Annotated in this window: 15 protein-coding genes; 4 read left to right on the forward strand and 11 right to left on the reverse strand. The window is 41.8% G+C overall.

What is annotated here, in order from left to right; genetic code table 11:
• The first annotated feature begins 159 nt into the window (after nt 1-159).
• Both ACYVGZ_RS15000 and ACYVGZ_RS15005 read left to right on the forward strand, forming a co-directional pair.
• Nucleotides 160-1026, forward strand: a complete 867-nt coding sequence (locus ACYVGZ_RS15000; protein ID WP_460757362.1) for a carboxylate/amino acid/amine transporter — start codon at nt 160-162, stop codon at nt 1024-1026.
• 86 nt (nt 1027-1112) lie between these two features.
• Entirely contained in the window at nt 1113-2156 is a 1044-nt protein-coding gene (locus ACYVGZ_RS15005; protein ID WP_460757365.1) for a GGDEF domain-containing protein, read from the forward strand.
• 19 nt (nt 2157-2175) lie between these two features.
• Here ACYVGZ_RS15005 and ACYVGZ_RS15010 read toward each other — a convergent pair whose 3' ends face one another.
• The 3 genes from ACYVGZ_RS15010 to ACYVGZ_RS15020 all read right to left on the reverse strand — a co-directional run bounded on the left by ACYVGZ_RS15010 (nt 2176) and on the right by ACYVGZ_RS15020 (nt 7369).
• The gene (locus ACYVGZ_RS15010; RefSeq protein WP_460757368.1) at nt 2176-3333 is read right to left on the reverse strand and encodes a sensor domain-containing diguanylate cyclase; all 1158 of its coding nucleotides are present in this window, start codon (nt 3331-3333) and stop codon (nt 2176-2178) included.
• Between the two features lie 189 nt (nt 3334-3522).
• Nucleotides 3523-5127, reverse strand: coding sequence for an isocitrate lyase (locus ACYVGZ_RS15015; RefSeq protein WP_460757370.1), 1605 nt, complete (start codon nt 5125-5127; stop codon nt 3523-3525).
• Between the two features lie 79 nt (nt 5128-5206).
• Nucleotides 5207-7369, reverse strand: a complete 2163-nt coding sequence (locus ACYVGZ_RS15020; RefSeq protein WP_460757373.1) for a malate synthase G — start codon at nt 7367-7369, stop codon at nt 5207-5209.
• A gap of 130 nt (nt 7370-7499) precedes the next feature.
• Between ACYVGZ_RS15020 and ACYVGZ_RS15025 the strand changes: the two genes are divergently transcribed.
• On the forward strand, nt 7500-9026 hold the full coding sequence (locus ACYVGZ_RS15025; RefSeq protein ID WP_460757376.1) for a DUF3612 domain-containing protein: 1527 nt from the start codon (nt 7500-7502) through the stop codon (nt 9024-9026).
• Nucleotides 9027-9136: 110 nt separating this feature from the next.
• Entirely contained in the window at nt 9137-9622 is a 486-nt protein-coding gene (locus tag ACYVGZ_RS15030) for a TlpA family protein disulfide reductase (protein ID WP_460757379.1), read from the forward strand.
• Nucleotide 9623: 1 nt separating this feature from the next.
• Here the strand turns inward: ACYVGZ_RS15030 and ACYVGZ_RS15035 are convergent, their stop codons facing one another.
• From ACYVGZ_RS15035 to cyoA, 8 genes are all read right to left on the reverse strand, one after another.
• Nucleotides 9624-10058, reverse strand: coding sequence for a copper chaperone PCu(A)C (locus ACYVGZ_RS15035; protein WP_460757382.1), 435 nt, complete (start codon nt 10056-10058; stop codon nt 9624-9626).
• A 9-nt stretch (nt 10059-10067) separates the two neighbouring features.
• Nucleotides 10068-10568: a hypothetical protein gene (locus ACYVGZ_RS15040; RefSeq protein ID WP_460757385.1), complete on the reverse strand. Its 501-nt coding sequence runs from the start codon at nt 10566-10568 to the stop codon at nt 10068-10070.
• A gap of 33 nt (nt 10569-10601) precedes the next feature.
• Nucleotides 10602-11225: an SCO family protein gene (locus ACYVGZ_RS15045; protein WP_460757388.1), complete on the reverse strand. Its 624-nt coding sequence runs from the start codon at nt 11223-11225 to the stop codon at nt 10602-10604.
• Nucleotides 11226-11235: 10 nt separating this feature from the next.
• Entirely contained in the window at nt 11236-12123 is an 888-nt protein-coding gene (gene cyoE, locus ACYVGZ_RS15050) for a heme o synthase (protein ID WP_460757391.1), read from the reverse strand.
• A 19-nt stretch (nt 12124-12142) separates the two neighbouring features.
• Nucleotides 12143-12475: a cytochrome o ubiquinol oxidase subunit IV gene (cyoD, locus tag ACYVGZ_RS15055; protein WP_460757393.1), complete on the reverse strand. Its 333-nt coding sequence runs from the start codon at nt 12473-12475 to the stop codon at nt 12143-12145.
• The gene (gene cyoC, locus ACYVGZ_RS15060; RefSeq protein WP_460757396.1) at nt 12475-13095 is read right to left on the reverse strand and encodes a cytochrome o ubiquinol oxidase subunit III; all 621 of its coding nucleotides are present in this window, start codon (nt 13093-13095) and stop codon (nt 12475-12477) included. The genes cyoD and cyoC overlap by 1 nt, the downstream gene beginning before the upstream one ends.
• Before the next feature lie 92 nt (nt 13096-13187).
• Entirely contained in the window at nt 13188-15263 is a 2076-nt protein-coding gene (cyoB, locus tag ACYVGZ_RS15065) for a cytochrome o ubiquinol oxidase subunit I (RefSeq protein ID WP_460757398.1), read from the reverse strand.
• The gene (gene cyoA / locus ACYVGZ_RS15070) at nt 15250-16101 is read right to left on the reverse strand and encodes a ubiquinol oxidase subunit II (RefSeq protein ID WP_460757401.1); all 852 of its coding nucleotides are present in this window, start codon (nt 16099-16101) and stop codon (nt 15250-15252) included. The genes cyoB and cyoA overlap by 14 nt, the downstream gene beginning before the upstream one ends.
• Nucleotides 16102-16151 lie beyond the last annotated feature (50 nt).

Raw genomic sequence — 16151 nt, forward strand, 5'->3', positions numbered from 1 at the left:
CGCATTTTACAGAAAATTAATGCCAATACGAGCCCACCACTAGATTAAAATCTAGCAAGAACAACATTAGTAAACCTATAAATATTTTTAGGTAAACTAATTTACCAATTTTTATTAAGCAGTTAGAATAACGCCAACTTTTAAATAGGAACGATTTTCATGTACATATTATTAGCCGTCACCTTGTTGTGGGCTTTTTCCTTTAGTCTAATTGGCGTGTATTTAGCAGGTCAGGTTGATGCTTGGTTTTCTGTATTGATGCGTGTTGCACTGGCCACATTCGTTTTTCTGCCCTTTTTAAAGTTTAAGCAAGTTAGCAGGAGAACGGCGTTTCAATTAATGGTCTGCGGTGCTTTTCAACTCGGCATTATGTACGGTTTCTACTATCAGTCATTCTTGTATTTATCGGTACCAGAAGTTCTACTGTTTACCGTGATGACCCCTATCTACATCACCCTATTCAATGACATTCTTGATCGTAGGCTGAACATTGGCTTTATAATAAGTGCTTTATTAGCTGTTATTGGTGCGGTAGCCATTCGTTATCAAGGTATTGATGATGGCTTTATTAAGGGGCTATTGATTGTTCAAGGAGCAAATATCTGTTTTGCCGTCGGTCAAGTAGGCTATAAACGCATTATCGCCAAAGAAAACCCGAACTTACCTCAAAGAACCGTATTTGGCTGGTTTTTCATTGGTGCCTTGAGCGTAGTGATCCCATGTTTTTTACTGTTAGGAAATACCGACAAGCTTCCTACCACTCACTTACAGTGGTCTATTCTCGTTTACTTAGGGGTCGTAGCCTCTGGATTGGGATATTTTGCTTGGAATAAAGGCGCAACTTTAGTAAATGTGGGTACTCTAGCCGTCGCCAACAACCTTTTAATTCCTGCAGGGATTATAGTCAATCTCGTATTTTGGAATAGAGATGCCGATGTATTACGCCTCACTATAGGTGCAGCCATCATCCTTGCCGCGTTATGGGTAAATGATAAATTCAACCAGAAAGCACTTATGAAAAGTTAATTACTAAATAGACCTACACATTTCACATCACTTCCCATATCTGCAACATTTTCTTATACTGCTGTAGATATGGGAATAAAGCTGAAGTGAAAAGGTCACAAATCGATAGTAGTAAGCAACTGAATCATAAACTGACCTTACGTATTACTTCTTTCATTCTAGTTCTACTAGCAACAACCTGTATTATTCGACCTATCTTTGTTTCCCTTCCTTGGTATTTTACTTTTCAAAACATTGCAAATTTCCTAATGTTTTTAGGTGTGTACTTCTTTATTCGTTCAGAAAAGCACCCTAAATATGAAGTAACCTTACTGCTCTCCTGTTCTATTATAGCCATTACTCCCTCTATTCTTCTCTCTGGAGGGGTCAATAGCCAGTTCACGAGCCTTTTGCCTCTTTATCCGATTTTAGCTGCTTTATTAGGTGGACGGATAGAATCTATTTCTGCAGGAATAACTCTGACAATTGGTGTTTTCTTATGCACTCTGTATGGTGAGAATATACAAGACTTAACTAACGACATTTACACCAGTGAAAAGTCCATTCCGAGAGGGATCTGGTTAATGGTAGCAATATTATTCAGCACGTTTTTTGGCCAAGTATTTCTTACTAGACATAAGCATTTCACACAAAAACTACAGCAAGAGAGCATTTTAGACCCTCTCACTAGTGTGCTGAACCGACGAGGCTTTAACCAAATCTTAGCCAAAGATTTTCAAAGAGCGTTAGTTAACCGAAGCGATATTTGTATCATACTGATTGATATTGATTTTTTTAAAAATATCAATGACACCTATGGTCATAAAATTGGTGACCAATGCTTAATTGAAATTGCCGACACGCTTTCTAAGTCTCTTCGTATTACAGATAGTATCGGGCGCTTTGGCGGGGAAGAGTTTATTGTATTGTTACCAAGAACGGCACTTTTATCTGCGGTGAAAGTTGCTGAGCAGCTTAGACAAGACATCGAGCAGCGTACTTTCAGCGATGAGAAAATTAGCTTAACAATAACCGCTGGCGTATCGACATTTGATAGTCATGATTATGATGAAAACAGTATCATCCAACGAGCTGACATAGCCTTATATGAAGGAAAAAAATTAGGTAGAAACCTGGTAATAAAAGGCTAATAACGCTTCCTATTATCTCTTAATCTCTCGCAGACTTTCTGATATTGCTGCCAGTTACAGTCGTATTTCTACCTCTTGCCTTAGCCACATATAAACAGGAATCCGCTCGTTTTAATACATCAGAAAAGTCTTCGTCAGCTTGCTTGCTTGCAATACCGGCACTGATAGTAATCTTCACATCATGCCCATTAATCTGCTCAAAGTTATGCGCTGCCACTGACAGCCTTACCTTCTCAGCCAGGCTTACTGCTTCACCTTCTCCCACTTGCAAAAGCGCGACAATTTCTTCCCCCCCATAACGAAAAACTTCTTTATGAGGGAGTAATTCACTTTTTATGATGGTACTCACTTCTTCCAACACGATATCACCATATTTATGGCCATATTTATCGTTAATATCTTTAAAAAAGTCGATATCAAGAAATACGATAGAAAAATCACCATTTGCACTAGATTGAAAAAATTGATCTCCCATTTCATCCATATAGTCTCTGGAATAGAGTTTTGTTAAACCATCAGAAACCGCTTTATAACGAAAGGCTTTTAAATATTTTTTCGACATCCGCAGCGAAACATACATACCAGCTAAAAAAAGCACAACAAGAGAGAAAAAACTAAAGGTAAAATGGTCTAACACTGCTGCATTTAAATCGTCTAAATTCGCGCTGGATACTATGACCAATTGCCATGGAGCAAAAGCTTTTGCGTAGCCTCCTCGATCCGGCATTTGATTAGTTTCAGAGCTTCCCCAATTATAAGAAACAAACCCACCTAGTTCAGACGCTTTAATAATATCTCTGACAAAGAAGCGGCCATTTTGATCTTTCAAGTCAATGACTGAGAGTGTCGTTTCCCATTTAGAGTTAGGGTGCATAATTACTTTACCTTGCTGGTTTAACACCCAAAAATAGCCATTTTTTTGATAGCGCAACGCCTTCAAGGTTCGCACTAATTGTTCCCTAGCTTCTGCCTGAGTTATCTCGCCATGCAACGCCTGCTGATACTTATAATTTGCTAAGTTTACGGCACTTTCTACTTGAGATTGAACCATTCTTTTACGCTCGTTATAAACAGTATTTTGCATTTGCCAAACCACAACAGCGAGTAATAACAACATATTAACTAAGCTGATAATGGATAATTTAACAAGATGATTTCGATAAGCCGCACGATGCATGATAGAAAAGAGAACCTTTCTTTTAACATTCAAAAAAACAGGACACAGTCCTTTGTAATTCACATTGTATACGGATGAAACAAACGAACAAGCAGGAAAGATAAGATAGAGTAATATTTTCGAATCTAAATAAAAAAGGCCGACAAAATAGCGGTATTGCCGGCCTAAAAAAGGGAATTTTATTGACTGCTACAACGCAGCAAACTGGTTCATTGTATTATCTTTCCCAGATGCCTTAAGGGCATTAGAGCCTGAAAAATACTCTTTATGATCGTCGCCAATGTTCGAGCCTGACATATCTTGGTGCTTAACACAGGCTAGCCCTTGGCGAATTTCTTTTCTCTGTACTTCCTGTACATAAGCCAGCATACCTTTATCACCAAAGTAATCTTTCGCTAGATTATCTGTTGATAATGCTGCGGTATGATAAGTCGGCAACGTTATCAAATGATGGAATATACCCGCTTGTTCAGCAGCCTCCTTTTGGAAAGCCTGAATTCGCTTATCCGCCTCTTGTGCCAGTTCGGTAGTATCATACTGAACCGACATAAGCTGCTCTCTATTGTATGAAGTCAGATCACGACCCTCTTCACTCCATGCGTCAAATACTTGCTGCCTAAAGTTTAACGTCCAGTTAAAGGAAGGGCTGTTGTTATATACCAGCTTGGCATTCGGCATAACCTCACGAATACGATTCACTAAGCCTGCAATTTGGCCAATATGAGGCTTTTCCGTTTCTATCCAAAGCAGATCTGCGCCATTTTGTAACGAGGTAATACAATCTAATACCACTCGATCGCCCCCCGTATTGGGTTTAAAACGTACTAACCCATTTGGTAAGCGCGTTGGCTTAATGAGACGACTTCCTTGTTTTATCAACATATCACCTGACTCAATACTTTCTAAATCCGTCACCTCTTCACCATCAATAAAGGCATTATATTGATCAGCAAGATCTCCAGGGGTTTGTGAAACAGGTATTTTTTGAGTCAAACCAGCACCTAAAGAGTCTGTACGAGCAACAATCACACCGTCTTCAACACCCAGTTCCATGAAGGCGTATCGAACCGCATTAATTTTTGCCAAGAAATCTTCATGGGGAACCGTAACCTTGCCATCTTGGTGACCACATTGTTTTGCATCAGACACCTGATTTTCAATCTGTATACAGCAAGCTCCTGCTTCAATCATTTTTTTCGCCAATAAATAGGTCGCTTCTTCATTACCAAACCCGGCATCAATGTCTGCAACAATAGGTACAACATGGCTCTCGAAATGATCAATTTTATCTCGCGCAGCTTGAGCTTTCAGCTCATCGCCAGCGCTTGTCGCATCATCAAGCTCTTTAAATAGATGTTGTAACTCACGAGCATCTGCTTGCTTTAAGAAGGTATACAGTTCTTCAATCAATGCAGGAACAGACGTTTTCTCATGCATAGATTGGTCCGGTAATGGCCCGAATTCAGAGCGCATGGCAGCTACCATCCAGCCTGATAGGTATAAGTATCGGCTACGCGTACTACCAAAATGCTTCTTAATAGATATCATCTTTTGCTGACCAATAAATCCATGCCAGCAACCTAGAGACTGGGTGTACTGTGCAGGATTATTGTCATACTTAGCCATGTCTTCACGCATTATTTTGGCGGTGTATTTGGCAATATCTAAACCACTTTGAAAACGGTTCTGTAGTTGCATACGCGCAATGTGTTCAGGATTCATCGCTGCCCAAGTGGGACCTTGTTGACTCACAGTCGCAGCGGCTTGTTGGATTTTATTGTTATAAGTTGTCATCGCTTTTATCCTTTTTTAAGAATGAATGGCATAAGCCTTCTACGTTTTTAGTCATGCTTGGAATGCATACCTAGTATGCTTATTGCTCTTGCTTGGCCATCAATCGATGGGCATGCAATAGAGGTTCGGTGTAGCCGTTTACTTGCTCAACACCCTTGAAAATAAGGTCATGAGCGGCTTGGTAAGCACGGCTTTCAAAAAGTTTGTCTGACATGCTGATATAGCCTTTGATGTCTGCATTCTGCTCATCTACGACCTTGGCCATGCGCTCCATAGCCGCTTCTACTTGCTGCGGATTACACACACCATGTAGCAACCAGTTGGCAAGGTGCTGGCTCGAAATACGTAGTGTTGCCCTGTCCTCCATAAGGCCGACATGGTTGATATCAGGGACTTTTGAGCAACCTATGCCGGCATCAATCCAGCGCACAACGTAGCCCAAAATGCCTTGTACGTTATTGTCGATCTCTTTGTTGATCACGGAGTCAGACAATCGCAGTGTATTAGGAATCACAGGAATACTAAGTAAGTCATGTAGCTTGGCCTCAGGACGAGTTAGCACTCTTTGCTGCTCACTAAACACATCAACCTTATGGTAATGAAGCGCATGTAACGTGGCAGCAGTAGGAGAGGGAACCCAAGCGGTATTCGCTCCGGATTTAGGGTGGCTAAGCTTTTCTTCCATCATGGCAGCCATTTCATCAGGCATGGCCCACATGCCTTTACCAATCTGTGCTCTGCCAGATAAACCGCATTTAAGACCTATCTCAACATTGCGATTTTCATAAGCTTTTATCCAAGCTTGCTGCTTAATTTGCGCCTTAGGTAAAAAAGCACCACAGTGCATGCTGGTATGAATTTCATCGCCGGTGCGATCAAGAAAACCAGTATTAATAAACACCACTCTACTCTTCGCTCTACGGATGCACTCTTTTAAGTTCAGTGTGGTTCGACGCTCTTCATCCATGATGCCAATTTTTATTGTGTTCTCAGCAAGACCCAAAAGCTGTTCAACACGTGAAAACAGTTCACAGCTAAAAGCGACTTCATCTGGGCCATGCATTTTAGGCTTAACAATATAAATACTCGCTGTTCGGCTATTGGTTAACGCCCCCTTACCCTGTAGATCCAACGCGGCAATCAAACTGGTTACGACGGCATCCACAATTCCCTCTGGAGCAAATTGTCCATTTGCATCCTGCATTAAATCTGTTTCCATCAAATGACCCACATTGCGAATAAGCAATAAAGAGCGTCCGTGAAGTACGTAGGGTTGGCCATCTAAGTCAGTGAAGATGCGATCTTTTTGTAAACGGCGAGTTATCTGCTGACCTTGCTTATTAAATTGTGCAGTTAAATTACCAAGAGTTAGCCCCAACCAGTTACGGTACACGTCGATTTTGTCTTGCGCGTCGACTGCGGCAACCGAATCCTCACAATCCATAATGGTGCTTAAGGCTGACTCAATAATAATGTCATTAATACAAGCTTGATCTCTTGAGCCATTTGGCCCATTACGGTCAAATTGAATTTCTACATGCAAGCCATTGTTTTTTAACAATATAGATTCTGGCTCACTGCGTTGTCCGTTTACAGCAACCAACTGTTGAGGATGCTGTAAACCCGCTTTCGAGCCATCTTTAAAAAATGCTAAGAGGTGATGGTAGTAAACCACATAGCTGGTCACTTCCTTATGAGAGCCTCGGTCTAATGGAAAAATATCATCCAGCAAGGCTTTACTCTGCTCAACGACACGGTTTTTGCGACCGTTTACATCTTGTTCATCCGTTTCTTCATGAGCCAGCGCATCCGTACCGTATAGTGCATCATATAAGCTTCCCCAACGCGCATTCGCTGCATTTAAAGCAAAACGCGCATTCTTTAATGGCACCACAAGCTGAGGTCCTGCCATGGTAGCAATTTCTGCATCAACATTTGTGGTCTCTACTTGGAAATCTTCTCCCTCATCCACCAAGTAGCCAATCTCACGCAAGAAGGCTTCATAATTAGAAATGTCCAAAGGCTGGGATTGATTGGTCTGATGCCACTCATCAATTTGCTGTTGCAATCGATTTCTTGTGGCCAATAGTTCACGGTTTCTAGGGGCCAAATCAGCCACTAAGCACTCAAAGTCACGCCAGAAAGCGTCTGGATTTAAGTTGTGCAAAGGCAAAACTTCTTCATTGATGAAGCTAATAAACCCTTCATTGATGCTGCTGTTTTTGTGTAGGGGCATATTCATCTAAATTATCCTTTATGGCGTTGTTCTTATTGTTAATGTCAGTAAGCAAGATGTGTTGCTTGATTTTTAGTCTATGTGAAACTAAATTAAAATTTCACAATAAAAATTACACAGTGTAAATTTTACAAAAATGAAAAATAAAAATAGTTTGTCTCGTAAAGCCCATTTTTTGGGCACAAAAATTCGCAACCTTAGAAAAAGTAACCGTTTAACAATGGAGGATTTGTCTGCCCGCTGTATCAAGTTGGCACCAGATTACGCCCCTTCAGTGTCTTATTTATCCATGATTGAGCGAGGCAAACGGGTACCAAGTGAAGAAGTGTTAGAAGTGATCGCCGAGGTGTTTCAAAAAGAAGTCGCTTGGTTTTTAGATGATATTCCTGAACAGCAAGCCATTACCCCTAACAAAGGCGCAAGCGGTGGCATCAATGGCATGGCTTTAGAACCTAACTTTTTGTTTTCAAATGAAATTTTACAAATTGCCATCCCAGAAATTTTGTCCCAAACAGGCACTAGCGGCCGTCAGTTTGCACATCTATTAATTCGCGCCCATCAAGAACATCATCAGAATCATTTCCCCGATTTAGAAAGAGCGGCAGAAGAAATTGGCCAAAAAAGATTACCCTTGAGTTTGGAAGAGTTATTCGCCATTACTAAACAGCACGGCATACAAATCAAATGGTTTAGTCGTACTCCAAAAACGGTTCGAGAGAGCATGCAGTTAGAGCCACATCACGTTGTGACTTCTTTCTTCGAGCCTCCACATACCATTTACATCAATAAAATCATGGAAAACCAACCCATTCGATTGAAGTATAATTTGGCCGTCCACATTGGACATTGTGTATTACACGACAAAGACGGAATGCGAAATGTATTAGTAACAGGGCGTGATGAAATCACCCCTTTACAAGAAAGAAGCCAACCAATACAGGGTTCGGGCATGGACGCTCAAGATATTTTAAAAGCTTGGCGTGATTTTGAATGCAGCTTCTTTGCCGGTGCCCTACTGTGCCCCAAAGTACCATTTAGACAAATGTTAGATCGCCGTGGTTATGAGATAGACACCTGTCAAATGGCTGGAGTGTCTCCTTCTGTTGCCATGCGCCGCATGACCGCCGTATCCCCTTACCCTCATTGGCATTACTTTGACGCCTATGCACCAGGTAAACTTAAAGCGGTTTATCGGGGCAATGGTATTCCACTTCCCTGGGGGAATATGCGCCTAGTTGAAGACCCATGCCAGCATTGGGCGGTATTTCGTATGATTAACACTCCTATGGAAGGTACTTCCTCACAAATATCCATACTCAATGTGGGAGATCAGCCAAGAATTTACGCTTGCGAATCAATTAAGGTATCGGATCTTGCTAATCACCAGCACGTGCTTTGCTCCGGCATTGATTTAAACCCTGCCATTGAAGCACAAGGTGGGGATGCAATAAGCCTTGCAGAAGAATTAAAACAAGCCTGTGTAAGCAAAGGAGGGTCGGCTCAGATTCCGAGAAAAATTCAAAAAGAGCTCCTAAGTGTTGCAAGAATTCTAAACATTAATTGGGTGGAAAGAGGCATAGCAAACGAAGCTCGTACAATCTGTTCAAGAGGTGCTGTGTGCCCAAGAACACCAAGCTGCTATCGAGTCTGTGAAACAAATTAACACTTTTTTAGTAAGCCTTGCTCATCGCTGTTCGCCTAGCTATTATGCCCTCACCATGGTGGGGGCAACCCTTTCTTTGAGTTTTTTGCGACCGTTTTGAGTGTCTGAATATGTTACTGAAAAATAAATCTCTCGTGATTAAATTGTTTGCCTGTGCCATGTTGCCTGCGATTGTACTCTTGGTTGTATTAAACCTGAAAAACAACCCGAGCTTTACAACGGTAGATGATCAAAAGCATCACTGGCAGAGTGAGCAATGGACACTAATCAATTACTTTGCAGAGTGGTGTAAGCCATGTTTAGAAGAACTGCCAGAATTAAATGAGCTTTCTCATAGTACTGAGTTACGAATTTTTGGTATCAGTTATGACAGCCTAACTGACCCACAAATTAAGGATTTGATCGACAAGTATAACATTGAATTCCCTATTCTCACTACCCCTTCAGCAACCAAACTCCCAGTTGCCTTACCCAGTGTCCTACCTACAACTTACTTAATTGCCCCAAATGGTGAGATTGCCGGTGTTATTCACGGCGTGGTAACAAAGCAGTTGGTCATGGAGCGTATTGCTAAACTTCAAAATGAAGAGAGCTGAGTTATTTACTCAGCTTTCTTGGGTCAATGATGTCGAAGGGAACATCCTGTGATGTGCCGTCATCATATTGGAAGGTAATAGTCGCTTGCTCACCATGCTTAAGGCGCTGCTTTAAATTAATAAGCATCACATGGTAACCATTCGGAGCAAAGCGAACAGACTCTCCTGAATCAATGTCTAAATGCTCAATGTGGCGCATCATCATTCGATCGCCGTCCATCGTATGAGTATGTAGCTCGGTAAACTCTGCCACATCGGACTGAGCCCCAATAATACGCACATCTTTGTTCGATGTATTTTCAACCAACATATAGGCAGCGGTATTATCACTGCCAGGTACATTAGCCTTAAGATTCGTTCGGCTAATTTCTAACTCAGCAGACACGGCAATTGAGCTTACTAAAGCGACGGCCAGTGCTGAAACTCGTTTTTTCATATACAGTCCTTAAATTCCACTGTGACGGCGAGTGACTAGACACTCAGATCCAGACTTAATGCTGGTCAAGGTTGCATTACGAGTTAAGCGCTCTTTATGTCGTAAAAAGAAGCTGTCATCACTTAATCTTCCAACATATTCCCACTTTTTAAACACCTGCTCACGCACGGCCAGACAGGTTTCTGGTAATGCAAAAACCTCTTGATAAGACACTTCACATTCACCGTTAACCATAGGTGATGCGTTGAAAACAACTTGAGAGTCTTGATCGTTATAGGTAATGACTCCTATTACTGTAAAAGGGTATTTGTCAGCATGACTTTTAGGCTGATCTACATATAATCTATGTTCTTTCTTGTCGATTATCTCATCTGCAATGGCAAGCAAGGGTTGTCGACATTGTTGAATATTATGTTCATCAACAATTTCAATCATTTTAGTTTCAGCAAAAGCTGCCGTTGATAACCCCAACATTGCTGTAACGAGAGGAACAAAAATCAAATTTCCCATGGCTTGGCTACCCTAATCAAAAAATATTGGCACTTAAGATGCAAACTGGCTTGAACCCATTAACTGCTTAATTCGAGCAGCTAACTCACTTGGAGTGGTACTGTGACTCATAGTTGTAAACAGTTCGCCGTGTTTATCAATCATGTAAAAGCGTGATGAGTGATCAACCGTATAGCCAAGTGCAGAGCCTTCTAGGTCTTGTAGCTCAAAGAACACGCCATAATCTGAGGTAACTTTATCGATTTCTTCTTGGCTTCCAGTCAAAGCCAGTAAATCATTATCGTAATATTCACCAAAATCGTATAGATCTTCTAAAGAGTCACGCTCTGGATCAACGCTAACAAATAAAAATTGAACCTTATCTCTTTCCTCTGGAGTAAGCTGCTTATAAGCCGCTTGCACCACACCAATCGATGCGGGACACGCTTCTGTACAACTCAAAAAACCAAAGTATACAACCCCTACTTTGCCTTCAATGTCTGACAATGAGAAAGGTCCGTTTTTGGTTTCTAAAGTAAAAGGGCCACCCAATTCTTCAATCGGGCGATACTTCTCACCGATTGGTACAGTCGTAGTAGTGACATACAGTACAATGATCACAACTGACAACAGGATGGCACCAATCACGGACATTTTCAGCAATCGAGACTCATTCATACAAACCTTCCTAATAGCCTGTCAACAAGGTCACGCTTGGCGCGGCATTGACATAATCAACTGAAATGAGCACGCTAAAAACGGTAATCATAAGAATAGAAAATACGAACAACTTTCTTCCCCAGACTTGTTCACTTTCAGCTTTATAGCCTACTTTCACTAAATAGATCCAATATAGACTCATAGCACTAACGACCAGTGCATAAATATTGCCGACGTACCCTCTTTCTACTAATAACAAAGCAGCAACGGCAAAGGCTAAAATGTACACATACATATGATATTGCGCAGCCTTAACACCATATTTCACAGGCAAGACTGGAATATTTGCCGCTTTGTAGTCCTCGAAACGACAAATGGCAATGGCATATGAGTGAGGAATTTGCCAAAAGCAAAAGGTTAACAGCAATATTGCGGCTCCAGCATCGAAGCTATTAGTCACACTAACGTAGCCCATTACAGGAGGACAAGCACCAGATAGACTGCCGACCAAGGTGCCATATACTGAATTACGTTTATACTTTAACGTATAAAAACCCACATACACGAGTATGCCAATAACACCAAAAAGTACGGCATAAAAAGTGGCATAGAGGTAGAGAAGAAGAAAACCAACCGCCCCTAGAACAAAAGCTAGAGACAAAGCAGAAGAAACACTGATTCTACCTTGAGCGAGAGCACGATTCTTGGTGCGGCTCATTTTCAGGTCAATGTCGCGATCGACATAATTATTCACAATACAACCAGCAGCCACAATACAAGCCGTGCCTACTAGGACAATTAGCAACAAAAAGAGATCAATATCCCCTTTTGCTGCAAGGAAAAAGCCGCTTGCAGCGGCTATAAGATTTCCGAAGATAATGCCTGGCTTGGTCAGCGAAACATAGTCTTTAAGCATAATTTTCTCGACTAGGTTATTAATGACCCATAAGCATGTTGTGATTAAGATGCTCAAAAATCCAAAGTGAGCCAATCACAACCAAAAGCATAATCAGTACTGTGTAAACAGCAGATGCTGTTAACCAAGTTTGCTCTGATGAGCCATTCATGTGCAAAAAGAAAACCATTTGCACAAGCACCTGAGCAACAGCAGCAATAACAATAGCAACCACAGTTAGTGTATCGCTTGCTACACCAGACATAACTAGGTAGAAAGGAATAACCGTTAAGATAATAGATAGGATCAAGCCTGTAACGTATTCTTTAACGCTACCGTGCGCTTGACCACCATGACCTGTTTCAGATGACATTACATTGCACCTCTCAAATAAACGAAGCTGAATACACAAATCCAAATAATATCTAGGAAATGCCAGAACAAACTTAGGCAAGACAGTCTGATTTTGTTCTCATGAGAAAAACCATCACGCTTAAAGTGAATGAACAGGATAAACATCCAAATCAAACCGGCAGTAACGTGAAGACCGTGAGTTGCTACAAGGCTATAAAATGCCGTCCAGTAACCACTCGTTTGCGGCGTGGCACCTTCATGGCTGAAATGGACAAATTCGTATATTTCCATTCCCAAGAAACCCAGGCCAAGCAAAGCGGTTACCATTAACCAACCTTTGGTTTTCGCCATATTCTCTTCATTTGCGCCCAACATAGCCATACCAAAGGTAAAACTACTGAATAGTAGCAAGGTCGTTTCAACCGCTACAAAACCCAAGTCAAAAAGTTCATGTGGGGTAATTTGGTTTGCAAAGTTCTGGCTCATTACCGCATAGGTTGCGAATAAGGTACAGAACAACAAACAGTCACTGATTATGTATAACCAGAAACCAAACATGTAGCGATCAGCCGCCTCAGCCTCATGGTGGTGGTGATCATCATGTTCATGAATGTCATGATCGTTCGTTAATGCAGTCATATGTATATTCCAAACATTTTAATTTCTAGGGCAATACCTAACTTTAGGTATTGCCGCTATGGTTCACTGAATACTTAGTAACAACCTTGCTCTTACTTAGATGGCGTCCACTTTTTATAGTGCTTAGCGAACTTCTCAAAGTAGTAGCTACGACCTTCGTTGCTCTTCAAGAACTTAGACTCAATCTCTTCAACTTCAGGCACTTCAACATAGTAATCCTTGTTGCGCTCGAAGTTTAGTTTGATCCAACAAGCAAAGATAGCAACAACAGATGCAATGACCATCCACCAAATGTGCCATACGAAACCAAAGCCCATTGGTAAAGTTAGTAAGCCAATGACTGGACCTGCCCAAGAGTTTTTCGGCATATGGATACGCTCGTATTTCTCTGGACGCTTATAAGCCGCACCTTTTTGTTTCATGTCTAACAGCGGATCACGGTCATCAATGTGAGGGACTTCACCAAAGTTATAGAACTGCGGAGGCGAACTTGTGTACCACTCAAGAGTATGACCATCCCATGGGTCACCCGTTTCGTCTTTGTAACCAGGCTCATTGCGCTTGTACAAACTCCAAGCGATGTTTGCTACTTGAGTACCAATACCTAGCGCAATTAAAGCAACACCAATCAGAGCGATGTTCATACTGAATTGCCACTCTGGGTTGTCAACGTACTGTAGACGACGTGTCATACCGTCGAAACCTGTGTAGTAAAGCGGTAACCAAGCGAAGAAGTAACCGAAGAACCACAAAGCTACAGACCATTTACCTAAGGTTTCATTCAATTTCACACCAGTTGCTTTAGGGAACCAGTAAGTGAAACCAGCAAAGTAACCATACACGGCACCACCAATAATTACGTTATGGAAGTGAGCAGGTACGAACATACTGTTATGTAGAACAAAGTCATTGGCAGGAATAGACAACATTACCCCTGTCATACCACCAATGGTAAAGGTAATCAGCATGGCAATTACCCACCACATAGAAGCCGTTAGCTCCACGCGGCCCTTGTACATGGTAAAGATCCAGTTGTAGAGTTTAACACCTGTCGGAATACCTATGATCATGGTCATGATACCGAAGAAGGCGTTAACACTTGCGCCAGATCCCATTGTAAAGAAGTGATGCAACCATACTAGGAAGGATAACAGCATGATAACAACGGTTGCCCATACTAGAGAGGCATAACCGAATAGTCTCTTACGAGAGAAAGTCGCTGTTACTTCTGAGATCATACCGAATGCAGGTAATACTAAGAAGTATACTTCAGGGTGACCCCATGCCCAGATAAGGTTAACCCACATCATCTGATTACCACCGTCGTCGTTGGTAAAGAAGTTGAAGTCCAGGTAGCGGTCTAATGTTAGTTGCGCAATAGCAATGGTCAAGATAGGGAAGATAACCAAGGCAATTACGTTGGCACAAAACGTTGTCCAAGTGAATACAGGCATTTTCATCATAGTCATGCCTGGAGCACGCATCTTAAGGATGGTTGCTACAAAGTTAACCGCTGTTAACGTTGTACCAATACCCGAAATTTGCAGTGCCCATATCCAGTAGTCGACCCCTACCCCGGGACTGTATTCAATACCTGATAGCGGTGTGTAAGCCAACCAACCTACGGCAGCAAACTCACCTACGAACAAAGAAATGTTCACAAGCAAGGCACCTACTAGGAAGAGCCAGAAACTTAATAAGTTCAGGAATGGGAATGCCACATCACGAGCACCAATTTGCAATGGCATGATCACGTTCATAATACCCACCATAAGCGGTGTGGCAACGAAGAAGATCATAATAACGCCGTGGGCGGTGAAGATTTGGTCATAATGCTCTGGAGGCAAATATCCTCCTCCAAAGCTGTCACTCGTCGCTAGAGCTTGGTGCGTTCTCATTAGAACCGCGTCAGAGAAGCCTCGTAATAACATCACGAGTGCGACGATACAGTACATGATACCTATTTTTTTGTGGTCTACTGATGTGAACCACTCGTTCCACAAATAGCCCCACAATTTTTTGTAGGTAAGGAATCCTAGCAGCATCAATCCGCCAACCACAACGGCTGCCATAACCGGTGCGACAACAGGATCATGAATAGGCAATACACCCCAGTGCAGCTTACCAGTCAGCACATGTGGGTCTTTAATTAGATCAGTTTGAACCATTTTGGGCTCCGATGAAAGACTCAATAATATTCTTGAATTGCAAAGGGTTTATAGAAGAGAAGTACTCTACTTTATGATCACGGGTCTTTTCTGTTAAACGATCATACTCTTCGTCTGTCAGCGCTTGACCAGAGGCTTTTACGCCCTCTACCCATGCCTGAAAATCTTCTTCGCTTGTCACTTTTGCTTTAAAGCGCATACCAGCAAAACCAAAACCACTGTAGTTAGAAGAAATACCGCGGTATTCTCCAACTTCTGTGCCCATTAAGTTCATACGGTTTTCCATCCCAGCCATGGCGTAAATCTGACCACCAATTTTAGGGATAAAGAAAGAGTTCATTGTAGATTGGGAAGTAACCAAAAACTCAACGGGACGGTCAACAGGAAAAGCAACTTCATTTACGGTTGCAATTTTTTCTTCTGGGAACAAGAACAACCATTTCCAATCCATTGCCACAACTTGAATGGTGAGAGGCTCTTTATCAGAAGCAAGCTCTTTACGTGGATCAAGAGAATATGAGGTTACGTAAGCAATCCAAGCTAACACCACGATAATGGCGACAGGTACACCCCACGCTAAGAATTCGATCTTAGTTGAATGCTCCCACTCAGGCTCGTACGTCTCGTCTGTTTTCTTTTCATGGAATTTGTAGGGAATCCATACAGACATAATTATGGTGGGAATCACCACTATAAGCATTAAGCCCATAGTCAATAAGATAGTATCACCAATTTCTTTTCCTGTGACACCGCTAGAATCGAACAAGGTCAAATCACAACCACTTAACAAGAGTGCCAGTGAAAATACCATAGTTGATTGGAACAGTTTTCTCTTCATCTGTAACCTCAGAATGTCCTAGAGCAAGCTTTGCAAGCGAACTAGGCGCT

The organism is Marinomonas epiphytica (genome assembly GCF_054780655.1).